This window comes from Citrobacter sp. RHB35-C21 (assembly GCF_013816515.1).
GTDB lineage: Bacteria > Pseudomonadota > Gammaproteobacteria > Enterobacterales > Enterobacteriaceae > Citrobacter > Citrobacter braakii.
On the sequence record NZ_CP057147.1, the window covers coordinates 326,880 to 344,890 of the forward strand.

Here is an 18,011-nt window from a genome sequence, read left to right on the forward strand (position 1 = left end):
GGATAGTTATACGGATTGACTGGCAAAAATGCCAGTCATCTACCGGGGCTTCGGATTGTTCCGGTCTCACTTAACGTATTCAATTTCGTTCACGTACCAACTGGCTTCACCACCAGGGGTGTTGACTATCGCGAGATCGCCGACCTCTTTTTTCAGCAGCGCCCGCGCCATCGGTGAGTCGATAGAAATGTAATCTTTACGACCGAAGATCTCATCGTAGCCGACAATGCGGAATTTACGGATGTCGCCATCGTCATTTTCTATCTCGACCCACGCGCCAAAGAAGACTTTGCCCTCTTGCTGCGGGGAGTAATCGACGATTTTCAAATTCTCCATGCACTTGGTCAAATAACGGACACGGCGGTCGATCTCACGCAGACGCTTTTTATTATACTGGTAGTCGGCATTTTCGCTGCGGTCACCCAGACTTGCGGCCCAGGTAACCTTTTTGGTGACTTCCGGGCGCTCTTCACGCCAGAGGTAATTCAGCTCTTGTTTGAGTTTTTCATACCCTTCGCGGGTTATCAGGGGCGTTTTCATCTTATTGTTTTACCTTCGACTCTGTGATGATGCGCACAATTAGTATTACGCGAGCATATCAACAGAATAAATAATGTATTGCGAGAAACATTGTATACTTAAGCTGCTGTTTAATATGCTTTGTAACAATTTAGCCTGGAATTCATACCAGAATTCGCTGGTGACTCACGTTAGCTTTCTTAAGAATATACACTTAATTGTTGCGAACCTTTGGGAGTAATAACAATGCAAGAGAACTATAAGATTCTGGTGGTCGATGACGACATGCGCTTGCGTGCGCTTCTGGAGCGTTATCTGACCGAGCAGGGCTTCCAGGTTCGAAGCGTCGCTAACGCTGAGCAGATGGATCGTCTGCTGACCCGTGAGTCCTTTCACCTGATGGTGCTGGATTTAATGCTGCCGGGAGAAGATGGCCTGTCTATTTGCCGTCGCCTGCGCAGTCAAAGCAACCCGATGCCGATCATTATGGTCACGGCGAAGGGTGAAGAAGTCGATCGTATCGTTGGACTGGAAATCGGCGCTGACGATTACATTCCGAAGCCGTTTAACCCGCGAGAACTGCTGGCGCGTATTCGCGCTGTACTGCGTCGTCAGGCGAACGAACTGCCGGGCGCGCCTTCTCAGGAAGAAGCGGTCATTGCTTTTGGTAAGTTTAAACTGAACCTCGGTACGCGTGAAATGTTCCGTGAAGATGAGCCAATGCCGCTCACCAGCGGGGAATTTGCGGTACTGAAAGCGCTGGTAAGCCACCCGCGCGAGCCGCTGTCCCGCGACAAGCTGATGAACCTGGCCCGTGGTCGTGAATATTCGGCGATGGAGCGTTCTATCGATGTCCAGATTTCTCGTCTGCGCCGTATGGTGGAAGAGGACCCGGCGCATCCGCGCTACATTCAGACCGTGTGGGGTCTCGGCTACGTCTTTGTTCCGGACGGTTCTAAAGCATGAGGCGAATGCGCTTCTCGCCACGAAGTTCGTTTGCCCGCACGTTATTGCTCATCGTCACCTTGCTGTTTGCCAGCCTGGTGACGACTTACCTGGTAGTGCTGAACTTCGCGATACTGCCGAGCCTCCAGCAGTTTAATAAGGTCCTGGCCTACGAAGTTCGTATGCTGATGACCGATAAACTGCAGTTGGAGGACGGTACGCAACTGGTGGTGCCGCCCGCATTCCGCCGGGAAATTTATCGTGAGCTGGGTATTTCCCTCTATTCCAACGAGGCCGCTGAAGAAGCTGGACTGCGTTGGGCGCAACACTATGAATTCTTAAGCCATCAGATGGCGCAGCAGCTGGGCGGTCCGACGGAAGTCCGTGTTGAGGTGAACAAAAGCTCGCCGGTCGTATGGCTGAAAACCTGGCTGTCGCCCAATATCTGGGTACGCGTGCCGCTGACGGAGATCCATCAGGGCGATTTCTCACCGCTGTTCCGCTACACGCTGGCGATTATGCTGTTGGCTATCGGTGGCGCGTGGCTGTTTATCCGTATCCAGAACCGGCCTCTGGTGGATCTTGAACATGCGGCGCTGCAGGTGGGGAAAGGTATTATTCCGCCGCCGCTGCGTGAGTATGGCGCTTCAGAGGTGCGCTCCGTTACCCGAGCCTTTAACCATATGGCCGCGGGGGTGAAGCAACTGGCCGATGACCGTACGCTGTTAATGGCGGGCGTGAGCCACGATTTACGTACTCCGCTGACGCGTATTCGTCTGGCGACCGAAATGATGGGCGAAGAGGATGGTTATCTCGCGGAATCCATCAATAAGGACATCGAAGAGTGTAATGCCATTATCGAGCAGTTTATCGATTATCTGCGTACCGGTCAGGAGATGCCGATGGAGATGGCGGATCTGAACTCGGTGTTAGGCGAAGTGGTCGCAGCGGAAAGCGGCTATGAACGTGAAATCGAAACTGCGCTGCTGCCGGGCAGCATTCAGGTGAAAATGCACCCGCTGTCGATCAAGCGTGCGGTTGCCAATATGGTGGTTAACGCCGCCCGTTACGGCAACGGCTGGATTAAGGTCAGCAGCGGTACGGAAACGCATCGCGCCTGGTTCCAGGTAGAAGATGATGGTCCGGGCATCAAGCCGGAGCAGCGTAAACACCTGTTCCAGCCATTTGTCCGCGGCGACAGCGCGCGTAGTACCAGCGGCACGGGCCTGGGTCTGGCGATTGTGCAGCGTATTATCGATAACCATAACGGTATGCTGGAAATTGGCACCAGTGAACGAGGAGGGTTGTCGATCCGCGCCTGGCTTCCGGTTCCCTTCACTCGCGCGCAGGGCACCACGAAAGACGCATAAGAAAGGGAGGCGAAATGCCTCCCTTTTTGTTGCTGTAGGCCGGATAAGGCGAAACCGCCATCCGGCACTCTTCGTTACAGCTTCGGTCCGGCGCTAACCAGCGCTTCACCCGCAGGGGTATCGGTGTATTTCTCGAAGTTCTCGATAAACAGTTTTGCCAGCGCGTTGGCTTTTTCCTGCCACTGCTCCGGAGAAGCATAGGTATTACGCGGATCGAGAATGCGAGTATCCACGCCCGGCAGCTCGGTTGGGATAGCCAGGTCAAACATCGGCAGACGGAACGTTTCTGCGTCATCCAGCGAACCGTTCAGGATAGCGTCGATAATCGCGCGGGTATCTTTGATAGAGATACGCTTGCCGGTACCGTTCCAGCCGGTGTTAACCAGATATGCCTGCGCACCTGCCGCCTGCATACGTTTCACCAGTACTTCTGCGTACTGCGTTGGGTGCAGTGACAGGAATGCTGCGCCAAAGCAGGCTGAGAAGGTTGGGGTCGGTTCGGTGACGCCACGTTCGGTACCGGCCAGTTTGGCGGTGAAGCCAGACAGGAAGTGGTACTGGGTTTGGTCTGCCGTCAGGCGAGAGACCGGCGGCAGCACGCCAAACGCATCGGCGGTCAGGAAGATCACTTTGGTGGCGTGACCCGCTTTTGACACCGGCTTAACGATGTTATCGATGTGATAAATCGGGTAGGACACGCGGGTGTTTTCGGTTTTGGAACCGTCGTCGAAGTCGATGGAACCATCTGCGCGCACGGTGACGTTTTCCAGCAGCGCGTCACGACGGATTGCGTTGTAGATTTCCGGCTCGGCATCTTTAGACAGTTTGATGGTCTTCGCGTAGCAACCGCCTTCAAAGTTAAACACGCCGTCGTCATCCCAGCCGTGTTCGTCATCGCCAATCAGGCGGCGTTTCGGATCGGTGGACAGCGTTGTTTTACCTGTACCGGACAGGCCAAAGAAGACTGCCACATCACCTTTTTCCCCGACGTTTGCCGAGCAGTGCATGGAGGCAATGCCTTTCAGCGGCAGCAGGTAGTTCATTACGGAGAACATACCTTTCTTCATTTCGCCGCCGTACCAGGTGCCACCAATCAACTGGATACGCTCAGTCAGATTGAAAGCCACGAAGTTTTCGGAGTTCAGACCCTGCTCTTTCCACTGCGGGTTAGTGCATTTAGCGCCGTTCATCACGATGAAATCAGGTTTGAAATCAACCAGCTCTTCGTCGCTTGGGCGGATGAACATGTTTTTAACAAAATGCGCCTGCCAGGCTACTTCGGTAATGAAGCGTACGGAAAGGCGGGTATCGGCGTTAGCGCCGCAGAATGCATCAATGATAAACAGACGCTTGCCGGAAAGCTGCTGGGTGACTAATCCTTTCAGATGCTGCCAGGTTTCCGGGGAGAGCGGTTTGTTGTCGTTCTTACCTTTACCTTTGTCGGACCACCAGAGCGTGTCGCGCGTGGTGTCGTCACGGACAATATACTTATCCTTTGGCGAACGTCCGGTAAAGATACCGGTATCAACGGCAACGGCGCCCAGGTTTGTTAACACGCCACGCTCATAACCTTCCAGGTTTGGATCAAGTTCCTCCTGGAAAAGCGTGTCGTAGTCTGGATTGTAAACGATATCCTGAACGTCATTGATACCATAAGCCTTGAGATCTTGCGGGGTTAAACTGTTGTTCACACGCATTTCACTGCTCCTTAGCCAATATGTATTACCTGGAATAGTAAGGTTTTTTAGGGATTGCTAACCGCGACAAGGCTCATAGATTTACGCATCCGGGAAAATCACGGATAACCGAATGCGCTGCGACTCCTGTCACAAAGAGGCGGATATTATGGCAGGAAACCCTTTTTTGTTGTGGAAAATGTTCTTAAAACGTTAATAGAGAGTGTTTTTGGCGGTAAACTTGTGAGTGTAATCGCATTCACGTAAGAAAATAACGTAACTCATACATAAACAATATCGATTCACTTCCCGTCGCAGTGGTCCGGGATCGGCCTATCAATGCTCAAAATTGTGAAGTTGATGCGATAATTACCTTTTCTCTTCATTCTGGGTGACGACATGGATAGTGTTGAACTTTCACGTACTACTCGCTGGGGCATGATATCTATCGGCCTGTTACAGGGGATATTGTGCTACCTGCTGATGACATATCTGGTGCCGCATAATGACGGCTGGCTGTTCTATGGCATGCCCGCGACAATTGCTCTCTCATCGGCGCTTTTGCTCACCGTTGTCTCTTTCAAACAACGTGCGCTGTGGTACTGGATGGCGCTGATCTTTGTTGTCGTGCTGGCGATGAGCGTCTGGCTAAAGTGGCAAGTCGAGGGCAGCGATAAGTGGCGGCAAAATGATATTTTTATGTTGTACGGCTGGCGCTTACTGCTGATGGCGATGCTGGCATTGCCATGGATTCAGTACTCGCTCCACGCATCCCGCCAGCAGGCCCGCTATGCGCAGTTTTATACGAGTTTGTGGCTTAATGCGCTGACGTTACTGATTGTCTTTGTCGCCAACGGTCTGTTCTGGATGGTGCTCCTGCTATGGAGCGAGATGTTTAAGCTCGTTGGTATTACCTTCTTCGACACGCTTTTCTTTGATACCGACTGGTTTGGCTACGTGGCCTTTGGCTTGGTTACCGCACTGGCGGTGGTACTGACCCGCACGCAGTCGCGTCTGGTTGCGGCGGTCCAAAAGTTACTGACTTTGATCGCCACCGGTCTGTTACCCCTGGTCGCGCTGCTGGCGCTGATGTTTGTACTGACCTTGCCCTTCACCGGCCTGGAGGCTATCTCGCAGCGGGTGTCTGCAGCCGGGTTGATGTCAACGCTGGCGCTGCTGCTGCTGCTGTTGATAGCTATCGTTCGCGAGCCGCAGAAAGAGGCGCTTCCCTATCCAGCCGCGTTACGCTACCTGATCAAATGCGCCCTGGTTGTCGCGCCCATCTATATGCTGATTGCCGGTTGGTCACTGTGGGTGCGAATTCAACAGTACGGTTGGACGCCCGAGCGTTTATATGGCGTGCTGGTGGTCTGCGTGCTGCTGCTCTGGTCGTTTGGCTATCTGGCGAGTATTTTACGCCGTGGGCGCAATTCGCTTGAGCTTCAGGGGAAGGTGATTCTTTGCGTCTCGTTGCTGGCGTTGGGGCTGTTGATTTTGCTGTCGTCGCCGGTTATTGATGCCTGGCGCATCAGCGTCAACAGCCATATGGGGCTGTATCACAGTGGCAAAATTAAGCCGGATCAGGTCAGCCTGTATATGTTGGGTAATAGCGGAAAACCGGGACGTGCGGCGTTGGAGGCATTACAAAAAGATGCGGCGTTTAACCAAGACAGTAAGCGTCGGCGCGACTTAAATTCTCTGCTGCAAGGACGTCGCGATCCCATGCAGAACCTGACTATCACTCAACTAGCGCCGAAAGTGATGATAGCTCCGGGTAGCAGGCAACCCGATGAGACCTTCTGGGCGTTTGTCAAAGGGCAGAGCTACCGCATTACATCTTGCGTTGAGCAGGATGCATGCGTCCTGGTCGATCAGGACCTCAATGCTGATGGTAAGCCTGAGCAGGTGCTGTATGCTTTTGGCGATGGTGAGAGTCTGGTCTTTGCCAGGAAAGAGGATAAATGGGAACTCATCGCATCAGGTCAGCTACCTGCAGGATTCAATAAGGATAAACTGCTGCAGGCGGTGGCGAATAATCAACTGGATTCAGCCCCCAGAGTTTGGCGTGATATCACCATTGATGGCACCCGATTGCCGATAAATTATTACAACGAGTGAGCGTGTTGCGGATAGCGTTTTGATGGATGGCGGTGCGAACGCCTATCCGGTCGACGATTGTGGGCCGGATAGGCAGTGGTGATTAATGTACCTGCGGGTCCGCCGGGGAAGCGTTGCTGCGGATCTCAGCAATGTCCATGGCGTTAAACAGATAGTGGCTCCCGCAGTAATCGCAGTGCATATCGATCTCGCCTTCTTCCGCCAGAATGCTGTCCACTTCTTCGTCCGGCAGCGTTTTCAGTGCGCCAGCGCAGCGTTCGCGTGAACAGGTGCATTTGAACTCAACGTCCTGCGGATCGTAGAGAGTAACCTCTTCTTCGTGGTACAAGCGCCACAGCACTTCGTTGGCCGGGAGCGTTAACAGCTCTTCAGTTTTGATGGTTTCGGTCAGGGCTGTCAGGTGATCGAAATCATCTGCCTGCGCGTTTTGCGCCGGCATTACCTGCAGAAGCATCCCGCCAGCAGCGGGTTTGCCATCGACGTCGCCAGTACGGATAAACAGACGTGTCGGCAACTGTTCAGAACGCATGAAGTAATCTTCCAGACAGGCGGCCAGCGTGTCGCCTTCCAGACCAACCACGCCCTGATAGCGCTCGCCTTCTTCTGGGGTAATGGTGATCACCAGGTAGCCGTTGCCTACCAGCGTTTTGAGATCAGCGCCTTCAGGGATATCGCCCTGCATACGGGCCACGCCGCGCATCTGCTGATTGTTGTTGCCGTTAATGACGGCCAGGCTCAGCGGACCATCGCCCTGCAGCTGTACGGTGATATCACCGGCAAACTTCAGCGTGGCGGTGAGCAGGCTGGTGGCGACCAGCAGTTCAGCCAGTACGTTCTTGACCGGCTGCGGGTAAGTATGATTTTCGAGGATCTGTTGCAGGGTTTCCGAAACGGTCACCAGCTCGCCGCGCACGGCAAAGTTTTCAAACAGATAACGATGTAATTGGTCATGTTGCGGCATAATCATCTCTCTTGCAGGTGACAGTCACTCGCTGTCGCCATGTTTAAATCGTAACAGGTCGCGGCGCTCTTTCTTGTCCGGTCGCCTGTCCGGGTGCGGCATGGTTAACGCGTTAAGTTTACGCGCCAGCGCCACTTTTTCGCGTTTTTCTACGCTTTCCGCGGTTTCTTCATACAGCGTAACGGCTTCCGTGGCCGGGCGACGCTGCTCGGTAATAGCCTTGATAATGACCGTTCGCTCGTCATTTCCCTGGCGCAGGGTGAGGGTGGCGTTCAGCTCGACAATTTTGCTCGGTTTGCTGCGCTGGCCGTTGTAATGCACCTTACCGCCTTCAACCATTTCGCGGGCTAGCGCACGCGTTTTGTAAAAGCGTGCAGCCCACAGCCATTTATCCAGCCTGACTTCAGCAGAGGGCTTTTCTTTCATGGCGTCTCCTTCACATCAGTGAGGGGATCAGTCGGCGGTAGTCATTCAGTGACGGATGGCGTGCGTACTGTTTTTCCGCGATGCCTGAGTCGGGATTGGTCACGCCGAGGCAGTAACGAATACCGTACAGAGCAGCGGCGTCGAGAATGGGTTCGCTGTCATCAATAAACAGCGTCTTCTCTGCACTCATTCCCGTTTCTTCAGCCACAGCGTGCCATAACCGCTGATCCTCTTTGGGATAACCAAATGTGTGGGTGGAAAGTAATAAATCAAGGTGTGAGGCCAGACCGGTATGCTCCAGCTTCACCGCCAGGTTATGGGGATGCGCGTTGGTGAGCAAAATACGGCGCTTGCCGCTGGCTTTTAAGGCATCAAGAAACGGTACAGTATCTTCACGCAAAACGGCGCGCGGTCCCTGTTCCGTTGTCATGGCGCAAATATCAAGATCCAGGCATTCGCTCCAGTAATCCAGGCAGTACCAGTTTAGCGTATGCTGCACGGCATGATACTGCTGACGAATATAGTCCTGGGCTTCCTGGGGAGAGATACCCTGTTTCGCGCCATAGGTTTCCGGCACCAGTTTTTGCCAGAAATAGTTATCGAATGCCAGGTCGAGCAGCGTGCCGTCCATATCTAACAACACGGTATCGACATCGTGCCAGGCAATATTGATCTGCATGGAAACTCCCCAGAAGAAAACATGATGCGCGACAGGGTAGCATATCCTGTCGCGCGAGCGTGTTATCGAATCAGGCTTTCCGGGTTGTCAATCAGCGTTGGATTCAGGCAACTTTCGTAGTAGCTCTGAATTTCCGTGATGCGGGAGCGGTGACGCTGGTAGCGTCTGAAAGCCTGTATGCTGTTGTAGACAGCGCATCCGAGCATGGAGAACATCAGCAGCGTCGTGCCAAGGTAGCGCCATAATCCTGAACGATCCGGGATACGGTGCAGGCCAATGTGCTGGGTGCCATTGGCGTCGGTCGAAATATTGGTGACGATCCCCTCCGCGCGAAACGGCGTCTGCATCAGCATCTGCGCCAGACGCTGGAAGGCGTTCCACTGTTCCTGTGGGGGATAGTCATATAGCGAGGTTGTCGGCCACGGCTGATCGACCAGATCGCTGCCTTCGTCGCTGATAATCAGGAAACCGCCAGGGGCTGGGCTATTCAGCGTCTGGGCCGCTCGCGCAGTCTCGCGTGAAATAAACGGCGCCGTAGAGGTATTCACCAGATTATCCAACGACTCCGCGCTTACCGGACGCAGCAGCACGTTCACGCCATCCAGTTTGCCTGCGTTCGCCCGTTTCACCAGCGCTGTCCAGTCTTTACTGTTACCAAGGTTAACCAGCGCATTTTTTAAACGTACACATTCATCTTTGGCCGCGCACAGATCGGCCGTTTTCAGGACAATCTCGCCAAAATCGTCCAGTAACACCATTCCGGATTTTTGAATTGCCGAGCGTAACGATGCGCTGACGCGAGAGTCATCATCCGCTTTGGGGTGCAGTTGGCGGTTCACCGCCTGCGTGAGCGCGGTGGCTTTATTCACCAGATCGGACTCAGGCAGCGGTAATGCGCGCGCGTCATTCCAGATAATTTGCGTGCAATCGAAAGGCATAAACGGCGCGGAAGGCTGCGCATTCCAGCTCCCTTGGGTATGAATGTTACACATACCCGTACCGCTCAGATGCAGCGTGTCACCCACGCGAACGCCCGCGTTTTCAAGCTGTTTAACGCTGGTGGCTTCGATAGTTTGTGCGCCCTTCATCCAGGAAAGCGTAAGCTTTATCGGCATATCCAGCGGGATCCAAAACAGCAGCATCAGCAGCACCAGCAACGAGCCGCCCGCGATGACGGCGTTGCGCAGCCAGTGCTGTAACGGGAAGTTTTTGACTTCGTCATGCAGCGATAAAAAACGTCCCTGGCGAACAACGTGGCGATCGAGATAAATATCAATATCCGTTTGCTGGCCAAGATCTTGTGCGATGTAAGGCTGCCAGTGCGGTGGATAAATCAGATCAATAATACCTAGCGAGATATTATTAATTTGCTCCTGGTCGTTTTCGCCAAACAGCCCCCAGCGACGCGGCGTACCGCGCAGACAATGAATTTCCCGCAGGGCGGTTTTAGACGGTGGGGCAAACAGCCCCCACAGACCCGCAGCCAGTAGCAGTACCGCGCCACCAACTGTCCACGGAACAAACGTATCCGGGATTATCAAACAGAAAAAGAACAGCAGGAACGATGCGGCAATCAGTAACGCCTCGCGCAATCCCGATGGGCGGCTAAGCGCATATTCTTCATGGGTTTCCTGGCGAATATTCAGCAGTTCAATCTGCTCGCTTTCTTCACCGCGAATAGACGCCTGGGTAGAGGCGGTGTGCTGTAACGCATAGCCACGCGCTTCCTGCATATATTCCTGCAGCGTATGGCCGTTCAGGGAGATAACCAGCGGTATCGTATTGGTGTGGATTAGCTCAACGCTGTTTTCGTCATTGATGTATTGTTCCCAGAAAGGGGGAAGATGTACCTCAACGGAATCAAGATAGTAACGCCATTTGTTAGGATCGTCGGTAGTAATGCCGTAACGTGTAATCGCGTGCGTAAGTACGATGACGCTATTACTTTGGGCATTCAGCGTTAATGACACCGGCGCGGAGCTGGCGCCCGTTGGACCAGGTACCTGCTGAATTTGACTAAGGCTTTCGAGATAGTTTTCGACTGCACTGCGCTCTTCAGGCGTGAGTTTACGCTTCGAGGCGTCTGAGAAGACGTTGCTCAAGGGTAAATTTTTCCGTCTGGATTTCGTTCTGAGTAGCCATCCTGCAAGCAATGAGCAGGCCAGCAAAGCAGCTAAAAAAATCAGAATGGTGCTCATGCTTTCCCCATCTTACTTAGTCTGTCAGGCGTGGTCAGTCGCACCCTGTTCAATATTCGTGATTCTGTGGTTGGCTATCGGCAAGTGTGGAGTCGAACTTGAGCATCTTTAAGTACAGCCCAGTAAATGCGAATCATAGCAAAATCACTAAAAATGGAATATCAGCAAATTCCTGGAGTTATTTCAACCTATTGACTTTTAATTTGAAATAGGGATTAACTTTTAGTACGTTACATAAATGTAAATAAACGGCAATTCACATTGCCGAAACCGTGCGGTATATCGCACAATAACCCCAGATTTCACAGCAAAGATCCTCACAATGAGCAAATCATTACAGAAACCCACGATTTTGAAAGTGGAAACCGTCGCCCAATCCCGGCTGTTTAAAGTCGAAAGCGTGGACCTTGAGTTCAGCAATGGCGTACGCCGCGTTTATGAACGTATGCGCCCGTCCACGCGTGAAGCGGTAATGATTGTGCCGATTGTGGACGACCACCTGATCCTCATCCGCGAATACGCGGTCGGGACCGAATCTTACGAACTGGGTTTTTCCAAGGGGTTAATCGATCCTGGCGAAAGCGTGTATGAAGCGGCGAATCGGGAGCTGAAAGAAGAGGTGGGGTTTGGCGCAAAAGATCTGACGTTTTTAAAGAAACTCAGCATGGCGCCGTCCTATTTCTCCAGCAAAATGAACATCGTGGTGGCGGAGGACTTATATCCTGAATCGCTGGAAGGTGATGAGCCTGAACCATTACCGCAGGTGCGCTGGCCGCTGGCGCATATGATGGACCTGCTGGAAGATCCTGATTTTCACGAAGCGCGTAATGTGAGTGCGTTGTTCCTCGTGCGCGAATGGCTGAAAGGACAAGGGCGGCTTTAATTTCTCTTCACGAATAATAAAAAAGGCGCCGAAGCGCCTTTTTTTGAACGGTCAGGGATCAGAACAGTTCGTGTGTCTCACCATTATCGATAATGGTCGTCCCCACCTCATGCACCGCCTGTTGCGTCGGCTGAGTGCCTTCAATGAAGTATTCTGCGCGGCTGTTGCCACCGCTTGCTAGTTGACCGGTGCTGCGATCGATATTGACCGTCACGATACCCGGCGGCGGCGTCAGCGGCTGCTCAGGCACGCCTTCCAGCACGGACTTCATATAGGCATCCCAGGCAGGCTGTGCGCTCTTTGCGCCGCCTTCGTAGCCGGAGATCTGGTCTTTGATCGCCCCAGAAGCCGTCGTGTGTCCGAGATTGCGGCGATGGTCATCAAACCCGATCCATACCGACGTCACCACGCCTGGCCCGTAGCCGGAGAACCATGCATCTTTAGAGCTGTTGGTGGTCCCGGTTTTCCCGCCGATATCATGGCGCTGTAAATCGCGACCTGCACGCCAACCGGTTCCCATCCAGCCCGGCTCACCAAAGATATTGGTATTCAGGGCGCTTTTAATCAGGAAGGCCAGCGGCGTGTTGATCACGTGTGGAGCGTACTCCTGCGTTCCGCTTTGCGCGACCAGCGCCTGGTTTGCCTGCTCAAGCTGAGGCATAGGCACGGCGGCATTCTGCTGTTCCTGCGAGACGGCGACATCTTCGACGTTACTGTTTTCCAGCACGTTAGATTTCTGGGTATCACCATAAATCACCGGAATATCGCATTCCGGACAGGCAATTTTCGGCTTCGCCTCGAAGATAACGCCGCCCATATCGCTTTCGATTTTACTGATGAAATACGGATCGACCAGGAAGCCGCCGTTCGACATCACTGCATAACCGCGCGCCACCTGCAACGGCGTGAATGAGGCAGAACCCAGCGCCAGCGACTCGGTGTGCACAATGTTCTGTGCCGGGAAGCCGAAACGTTGCAGATACTCTGCCGCGTAATCCACGCCCATCGCGCGCATGGCGCGTACCATCACCACGTTTTTCGACTGACCCAGCCCCTGACGTAAGCGGATAGGACCGGCGTATTGCGGCGGTGAGTTCTTCGGCTGCCAGTCGGAACCCGCGCCGGCATCCCAGCGGGAGATCGGCACATCGTTGAGCATGCTCGCCAGCGTCAGACCTTTATCCATCGCGGCGGTATACAGGAATGGTTTGATGTTGGAACCCACCTGGCGTAACGCCTGGGTTGCACGGTTAAACTTGCTCTGGTTGAAGTCAAAACCACCGACCAGCGCCAGCACCGCGCCGTTTTGCGGATTGATGGAGACCAGTGCGGAGTTGACGTCCGGTACTTGCGCCAGCCACCAGGCATCGCCAACCTGGCGTACCCAGATTTGCTGCCCGGTTTGCACCACATCAGTCACTTTGCGCGGCGTCGGGCCTTGCTGGGTATCCGAGCGGTAAGGACGCGCCCAGCGCATGCCATCCATCCGTAATGACACTGACGTACCATCCGCCAGCGCGGCAATGGCTTCCTGCGGATTGGCGCTGGTAACAACCGCCGGTAGCAGGGGACCATAAGTCGGTAGCGCTTTCAGCGTATCGGTGATTTTCTTGCTGTCCCAACTGCTTTCGCCCACTTTCCACAGCACGTTCGACGGGCCGCGGTAACCGTGGCGCATGTCGTAATCCATCACGTTGTTACGTACTGCCTGCTGAGCAGCCTGCTGTACTTTGCGCGTAATGGTGGTGGTAATGCGATACCCGTCCTCATAGGCTTTCTCGCCATAACGGTTATACATCTCCTGGCGCACCATCTCAGAGAGATACGGCGCGGAGAAGGCGATTTCCGGCGCGTGGTAGTTGGCGTCAATGGCTTCGCCGCGCGCCTGATCGTACTGGGCCTGCGTGATGTAGTTTTCGCTCAACATACGCGACAGTACGACGTTACGTCGCGCGGTTGCCCTTTCCATCGAATAGAGGGGGTTGAAGGTTGACGGCGCTTTTGGCAGACCGGCAATCACCGCAATTTCACTTAAGCTGAGCTGATCAACCGTCTTACCGAAATAGACCTGCGCGGCAGCACCTACGCCATAAGCGCGATACCCCAGGTAAATCTTGTTCAGATACAGTTCGAGGATCTCATCTTTACTCAGCAGTTGTTCAATGCGGATCGCCAGGAACACTTCTTTGATCTTACGCATCAGCGTACGTTCCGGGCTCAGAAAGAAGTTTCTCGCCAACTGTTGGGTAATGGTGCTGGCCCCTTGCGATGCATGGCCGGAGAACAGCGCGACGCTGGCAGCACGGAAGATCCCCACCGGGTCTACCCCGTGGTGCTCATAAAAGCGACTGTCTTCGGTAGCGATAAAGGCTTTAACCATTACCGGCGGCATCTGATCCAGGGTGACCGGGATTCGACGTTTCTCGCCATATTGCGCGATCAGCTCGCCATCAGCGCTGTAAACCTGCATCGGGATCTGTAAACGCACATCTTTGAGCGTCGCGACGTCAGGTAATTGCGGCTCAATATAGCGGTAGAGGCCATAAATCGAGCCTGCTCCCAGCAGGATGCAACATACTGCAAGGATTAATAAATACTTTACGAACTTCACTGGAGATTTCCCATTTAGTGGCATTTGGGCAGTTTATAAACAAACGCGCGGTAGTATAAAGGCAAGCCAGACGCATTGATATACCCGTTAAAGCAACGGGTGATAAGGAGATCATCAGCAATGGCTTTCAATATTTGGAAAATTGGTCTGCATATTCAGCAACATGAAGCGCTGGCTGTCGCCGTAGTTCACGACGCATCCGGTTGGTTTCTCCAGCGCTGGTGGCGTATACCGCTGACGCCTCAGGTTATCGTCGATGGCCATATTCGCGAGCCTGAACAGCTTGTCGCAGCGCTACTGCCGTGGAGCCGGGAGCTTCCTCGCCGACACCATATTCATCTCTCTTTTCCTGCCAACAGGACGTTACAAAAAAAGTACCCTCGTCCGGAAATGATGCTGCGCGAGCCGGAGCAAGCCGCATGGTTATCCGGTTCGATGGCGCGTGAGCTGGATATGGCGCCGGATGCGCTGCATTTTGATTATAGCGAAGACACGTTAAGCCCGGCGTTTAACGTCACTGCCGCGCAAAGCAAAGAGATTTCAGCGCTTCTGACGCTTATCCAAACGTTGAAGGTGCAGGTTACGGCGATTACGCCGGATGCCAGCGCGTTACAGCGATTTATACCTTACCTGCCAGAACATCATCAGTGTCTGGTATGGCGTGATGACACCCAGTGGCTATGGGCGACCCGTTCGGCATGGGGGCGTAAATCAACGGGCGATATTGGCTGTATCGACGAGCTTGCCGCGACATTATCGCTTTCCACGACAGCCATTGCGCTATGCGATCCCAGCGGCTTCGATCCTTTAAGCGTGGTGTCTGTACGCCAGCCGCCAATTCCAACGCAAAGCCATCGCTTCACCATTGCACTGGGACTCGCTATGGGAGGCACATGTTGATGATAGCGACAATCAATCTTCTGCCCTGGCGCCAGACGCGACGTCGCGCCTGCCTACGATTCTGGAGTGTTTTATTTGGCGCTTCGCTACTGCTTAGTATTGGCGTGTTGTTGCGCTATTACAGCGTTTTGAGCGTAGAAAACCAGGTCGAATTGTTGTTAGCGGATGCCGAAAAGACGCGGGCCGAGGCTTTAATGGCGCTAAAGCCGCGTGTGCAGCAGCGCCAGCAACGATGGCAACAGGTTCAAGCGCGGAACAAACAGCGTGAGCAGACCCGAAGCTGGCAGCGGGTTTTGCAAGGGTTGGCGGAATTACTGCCAGAGCAGGCGTGGTTAACAAAAATAACCTGGCAGCAGGAGACACTGGAACTGACGGGAAACACGCTGAGCTTTGCCGCGCTGAAGGCGCTGGAAGCGCAATTACGCCAGCTGCCGCTGTTTAAATTGGGTAGCCCTGGCGAAACGCAGCAGGATGCGCAGGGACGCTGGCAATTCCACTATCGACTGATGCGGAGCGGTGCGCATGAAAACGCTTTGTGATAGCTGGTTAGCGCAGTCGCCGCGCTTTCGGCTCATCTGCGGCTGTGGCTGGATGCTGGGACTGCTCATCGTCGTCATGTTTTGCCTCAGCTCCACCGCGCAGAAACGGGTTATGCAACAAGAGGCGCTAAACCAGCAACGAGCGGCCATTCAGGCACAATGGCGAAATTTATATCTGCTGGCGGCATCGCCAGAAGAGCCTGAAGAGACGCTGATTCCGTTCTCCCCACTGCTGTTTCAGACTCCTCTTGCACATCTTATCCGCTGGCAACCCTCCGCACAGGGAGGAGAAATGACGCTGAAGCCAGGCTGGGATGCCATCCCGCCGATGTTTGACCAATTGGCGGAGCAAGGGATGAACGTCAGCCGGTTTTCTCTTTACGCAGAAGGTGCGGAGCTGCTGTTAACACTACAACTGGAGCGCCTGAATGATGGTTGAACGCTGGCTGTTGGCGTGCGTAAGCGTACTGATTCTCACCGGTATGCGTAATCCCTTCCTGCCGCCGGAGGACCGTTGCCAAATTGCTGAGCTGTCGGCATGGCGCTATCAGGGAATATTGAGCCAGGGCGCGCGACCCATTGGCATTGTTCAGGATAGCCAGAAAAAATGGCAGCGGGTTGAGCGAAATGATGTCCTGAAAAACGGTTGGACGGTTACGCAGATAACGGCCCAGAGCGTAACCCTCGACACAGGGAAAAACTGCGAACCGTCGCAGTGGCAGTGGCAACGACAAGGAGCGATAAATGAAGCGATGGATGGCATGGATAGTACTCGTACTGGTGGTCGGGATTCAGAGCGTACTGGCGGCGAAATCACAAAACGTGACGCTGGTGGTCGATGATGTGCCGGTTGTGCAGGTATTGCAGGCGCTGGCCGAACAGGAAAAGAAAAACCTGGTAGTTTCACCGGATGTCAGCGGTGTGCTGTCACTGCATTTGACGGATGTGTCCTGGAAGCAGGCATTGCAAACGGTGGTGAAAAGCGCCGGGCTGGTATTACGCCAGGAAGGCAACATTCTGCATGTGCATTCTGTTCAATGGCAGAGTGAAAATGCGGCTCGTCAGGACAATGAGCAGGCACGGCTTCAGGCCAGCATGCCGTTGGAACATCGCAGTATCATTTTGCAATATGCTGATGCCTCCGAGCTGGCAAAAGCCGGAGAAAAGCTGCTCAGCGCCAAAGGAAGCATGACGGTGGATAAACGCACCAACCGCTTACTGCTGCGTGATAATAGCGTTGCGCTTAACGCACTGGAAACGTGGGTGGCGCAAATGGATCTGCCGGTTGCACAAGTCGAACTGGCGGCGCATATCGTGACGATTAATGAAAAAAGCTTGCGTGAGCTGGGGGTGAAGTGGTCGCTGGCTGACGCACAGCAATCGGGGGCGGTGGGGAACGTCACAACGCTTGCCAGCGATCTTTCTGTATCCACAGCCACATCCCGTGTGGGATTTAACATTGGCCATATTAACGGTCGTTTACTCGAGCTGGAACTGTCTGCGCTGGAGCAAAAACAGCAGTTGGACATCATCGCCAGTCCACGCTTACTGGCTTCTCACCTGCAACCTGCCAGTATTAAGCAGGGTAGTGAGATCCCTTATCAGGTCTCCAGCGGTGAAAGCGGCGCGACATCCGTCGAGTTCAAGGAAGCTGTATTAGGGATGGAAGTCACGCCCACCGTATTGCAGAAAGGACGAATCAGACTGAAACTGCATATAAGCCAGAATGTTCCCGGGCAGGTGCTACAGCAGGCGGATGGCGAAGTTCTGGCTATTGATAAGCAGGAGATTGAAACCCAGGTCGAGGTAAAAAGCGGCGAGACGATTGCGCTGGGCGGGATTTTTTCACATAAGAATAAATCCGCAGCCGACAGCGTGCCGCTGTTAGGCGACATCCCCTGGCTTGGCTCTCTCTTTCGCCATGATGGTAAAGAAGACGAACGGCGTGAATTAGTGGTTTTTATTACGCCCAGACTGGTTTCAACGCAATAACTTATGCATGAAAAGCCGTTGTTTTTGCACTGAACACGTTTCAGAGATTTGACGTGCGGGTGTATTTAGCATACAAGGAGTACCGATTTGAGTGTCGGTACTTTTCTTTACTTATGCGGCAGTAAATACGCTTTGCCTTTCTGGTGGTGTGTCATAGGCTTATTTGGTGTCATTTGGCTGCGCGATACGTCGCC

At 53.7% G+C, this 18,011-nt stretch carries 16 protein-coding genes; 9 read left to right on the forward strand and 7 right to left on the reverse strand.

Annotation, left to right across the window (positions count from 1 at the left end; translation table 11 throughout):
- Nucleotides 1-66: 66 nt before the first annotated feature.
- Complete coding sequence (greB, locus tag HVZ39_RS01505) at nt 67-540, reverse strand: transcription elongation factor GreB (RefSeq protein ID WP_016154802.1); 474 nt, start codon at nt 538-540, stop codon at nt 67-69.
- A 225-nt stretch (nt 541-765) separates the two neighbouring features.
- On the opposite strand from greB, the gene ompR reads away from it, so the two are divergent.
- Both ompR and envZ read left to right on the forward strand, forming a co-directional pair.
- The gene (gene ompR, locus HVZ39_RS01510; protein WP_001157751.1) at nt 766-1,485 is read left to right on the forward strand and encodes a two-component system response regulator OmpR; all 720 of its coding nucleotides are present in this window, start codon (nt 766-768) and stop codon (nt 1,483-1,485) included.
- Nucleotides 1,482-2,834: a two-component system sensor histidine kinase EnvZ gene (envZ, locus tag HVZ39_RS01515; protein ID WP_006687412.1), complete on the forward strand. Its 1,353-nt coding sequence runs from the start codon at nt 1,482-1,484 to the stop codon at nt 2,832-2,834. Before ompR ends, envZ begins: the two co-directional genes overlap by 4 nt.
- Nucleotides 2,835-2,908: 74 nt before the next feature.
- Here envZ and pckA read toward each other — a convergent pair whose 3' ends face one another.
- On the reverse strand, nt 2,909-4,531 hold the full coding sequence (pckA, locus tag HVZ39_RS01520) for a phosphoenolpyruvate carboxykinase (ATP) (RefSeq protein ID WP_016154801.1): 1,623 nt from the start codon (nt 4,529-4,531) through the stop codon (nt 2,909-2,911).
- 378 nt (nt 4,532-4,909) lie between these two features.
- On the opposite strand from pckA, the gene HVZ39_RS01525 reads away from it, so the two are divergent.
- Nucleotides 4,910-6,628, forward strand: a complete 1,719-nt coding sequence (locus HVZ39_RS01525; RefSeq protein ID WP_181633154.1) for a DUF4153 domain-containing protein — start codon at nt 4,910-4,912, stop codon at nt 6,626-6,628.
- A gap of 82 nt (nt 6,629-6,710) precedes the next feature.
- Here HVZ39_RS01525 and hslO read toward each other — a convergent pair whose 3' ends face one another.
- The 4 genes from hslO to igaA all read right to left on the reverse strand — a co-directional run bounded on the left by hslO (nt 6,711) and on the right by igaA (nt 10,892).
- Nucleotides 6,711-7,589, reverse strand: a complete 879-nt coding sequence (hslO, locus tag HVZ39_RS01530; RefSeq protein ID WP_016157640.1) for an Hsp33 family molecular chaperone HslO — start codon at nt 7,587-7,589, stop codon at nt 6,711-6,713.
- A gap of 24 nt (nt 7,590-7,613) precedes the next feature.
- A complete protein-coding gene (hslR, locus tag HVZ39_RS01535; protein ID WP_016157639.1) occupies nt 7,614-8,015 on the reverse strand; it encodes a ribosome-associated heat shock protein Hsp15 in 402 nt (133 codons plus the stop codon).
- A gap of 10 nt (nt 8,016-8,025) precedes the next feature.
- Nucleotides 8,026-8,694 (reverse strand): GMP/IMP nucleotidase, encoded by a 669-nt coding sequence (gene yrfG, locus HVZ39_RS01540; protein ID WP_019078147.1) that lies wholly within the window; start codon nt 8,692-8,694, stop codon nt 8,026-8,028.
- A 62-nt stretch (nt 8,695-8,756) separates the two neighbouring features.
- Complete coding sequence (igaA, locus tag HVZ39_RS01545) at nt 8,757-10,892, reverse strand: intracellular growth attenuator protein IgaA (RefSeq protein ID WP_019078148.1); 2,136 nt, start codon at nt 10,890-10,892, stop codon at nt 8,757-8,759.
- Between the two features lie 322 nt (nt 10,893-11,214).
- On the opposite strand from igaA, the gene nudE reads away from it, so the two are divergent.
- Nucleotides 11,215-11,775, forward strand: coding sequence for an ADP compounds hydrolase NudE (gene nudE, locus HVZ39_RS01550; protein WP_016157636.1), 561 nt, complete (start codon nt 11,215-11,217; stop codon nt 11,773-11,775).
- 58 nt (nt 11,776-11,833) lie between these two features.
- On the opposite strand, the gene mrcA is transcribed toward nudE, so the two are convergent.
- Entirely contained in the window at nt 11,834-14,386 is a 2,553-nt protein-coding gene (gene mrcA, locus HVZ39_RS01555) for a peptidoglycan glycosyltransferase/peptidoglycan DD-transpeptidase MrcA (RefSeq protein ID WP_016157635.1), read from the reverse strand.
- Nucleotides 14,387-14,506: 120 nt separating this feature from the next.
- Between mrcA and HVZ39_RS01560 the strand changes: the two genes are divergently transcribed.
- From HVZ39_RS01560 to hofQ, 5 genes are read left to right on the forward strand one after another with little or no spacing between them, the layout of a single operon-like run.
- On the forward strand, nt 14,507-15,286 hold the full coding sequence (locus HVZ39_RS01560) for a DNA utilization protein HofM (RefSeq protein WP_131380243.1): 780 nt from the start codon (nt 14,507-14,509) through the stop codon (nt 15,284-15,286).
- Complete coding sequence (locus HVZ39_RS01565) at nt 15,286-15,825, forward strand: PilN domain-containing protein (RefSeq protein WP_016154792.1); 540 nt, start codon at nt 15,286-15,288, stop codon at nt 15,823-15,825. Before HVZ39_RS01560 ends, HVZ39_RS01565 begins: the two co-directional genes overlap by 1 nt.
- The gene (locus tag HVZ39_RS01570) at nt 15,809-16,264 is read left to right on the forward strand and encodes a hypothetical protein (RefSeq protein WP_181633155.1); all 456 of its coding nucleotides are present in this window, start codon (nt 15,809-15,811) and stop codon (nt 16,262-16,264) included. Before HVZ39_RS01565 ends, HVZ39_RS01570 begins: the two co-directional genes overlap by 17 nt.
- Complete coding sequence (locus tag HVZ39_RS01575; protein ID WP_016154790.1) at nt 16,254-16,667, forward strand: HofP DNA utilization family protein; 414 nt, start codon at nt 16,254-16,256, stop codon at nt 16,665-16,667. The genes HVZ39_RS01570 and HVZ39_RS01575 overlap by 11 nt, the downstream gene beginning before the upstream one ends.
- Entirely contained in the window at nt 16,570-17,817 is a 1,248-nt protein-coding gene (gene hofQ / locus HVZ39_RS01580; protein WP_181633156.1) for a DNA uptake porin HofQ, read from the forward strand. Before HVZ39_RS01575 ends, hofQ begins: the two co-directional genes overlap by 98 nt.
- Nucleotides 17,818-18,011: the final 194 nt, after the last annotated feature.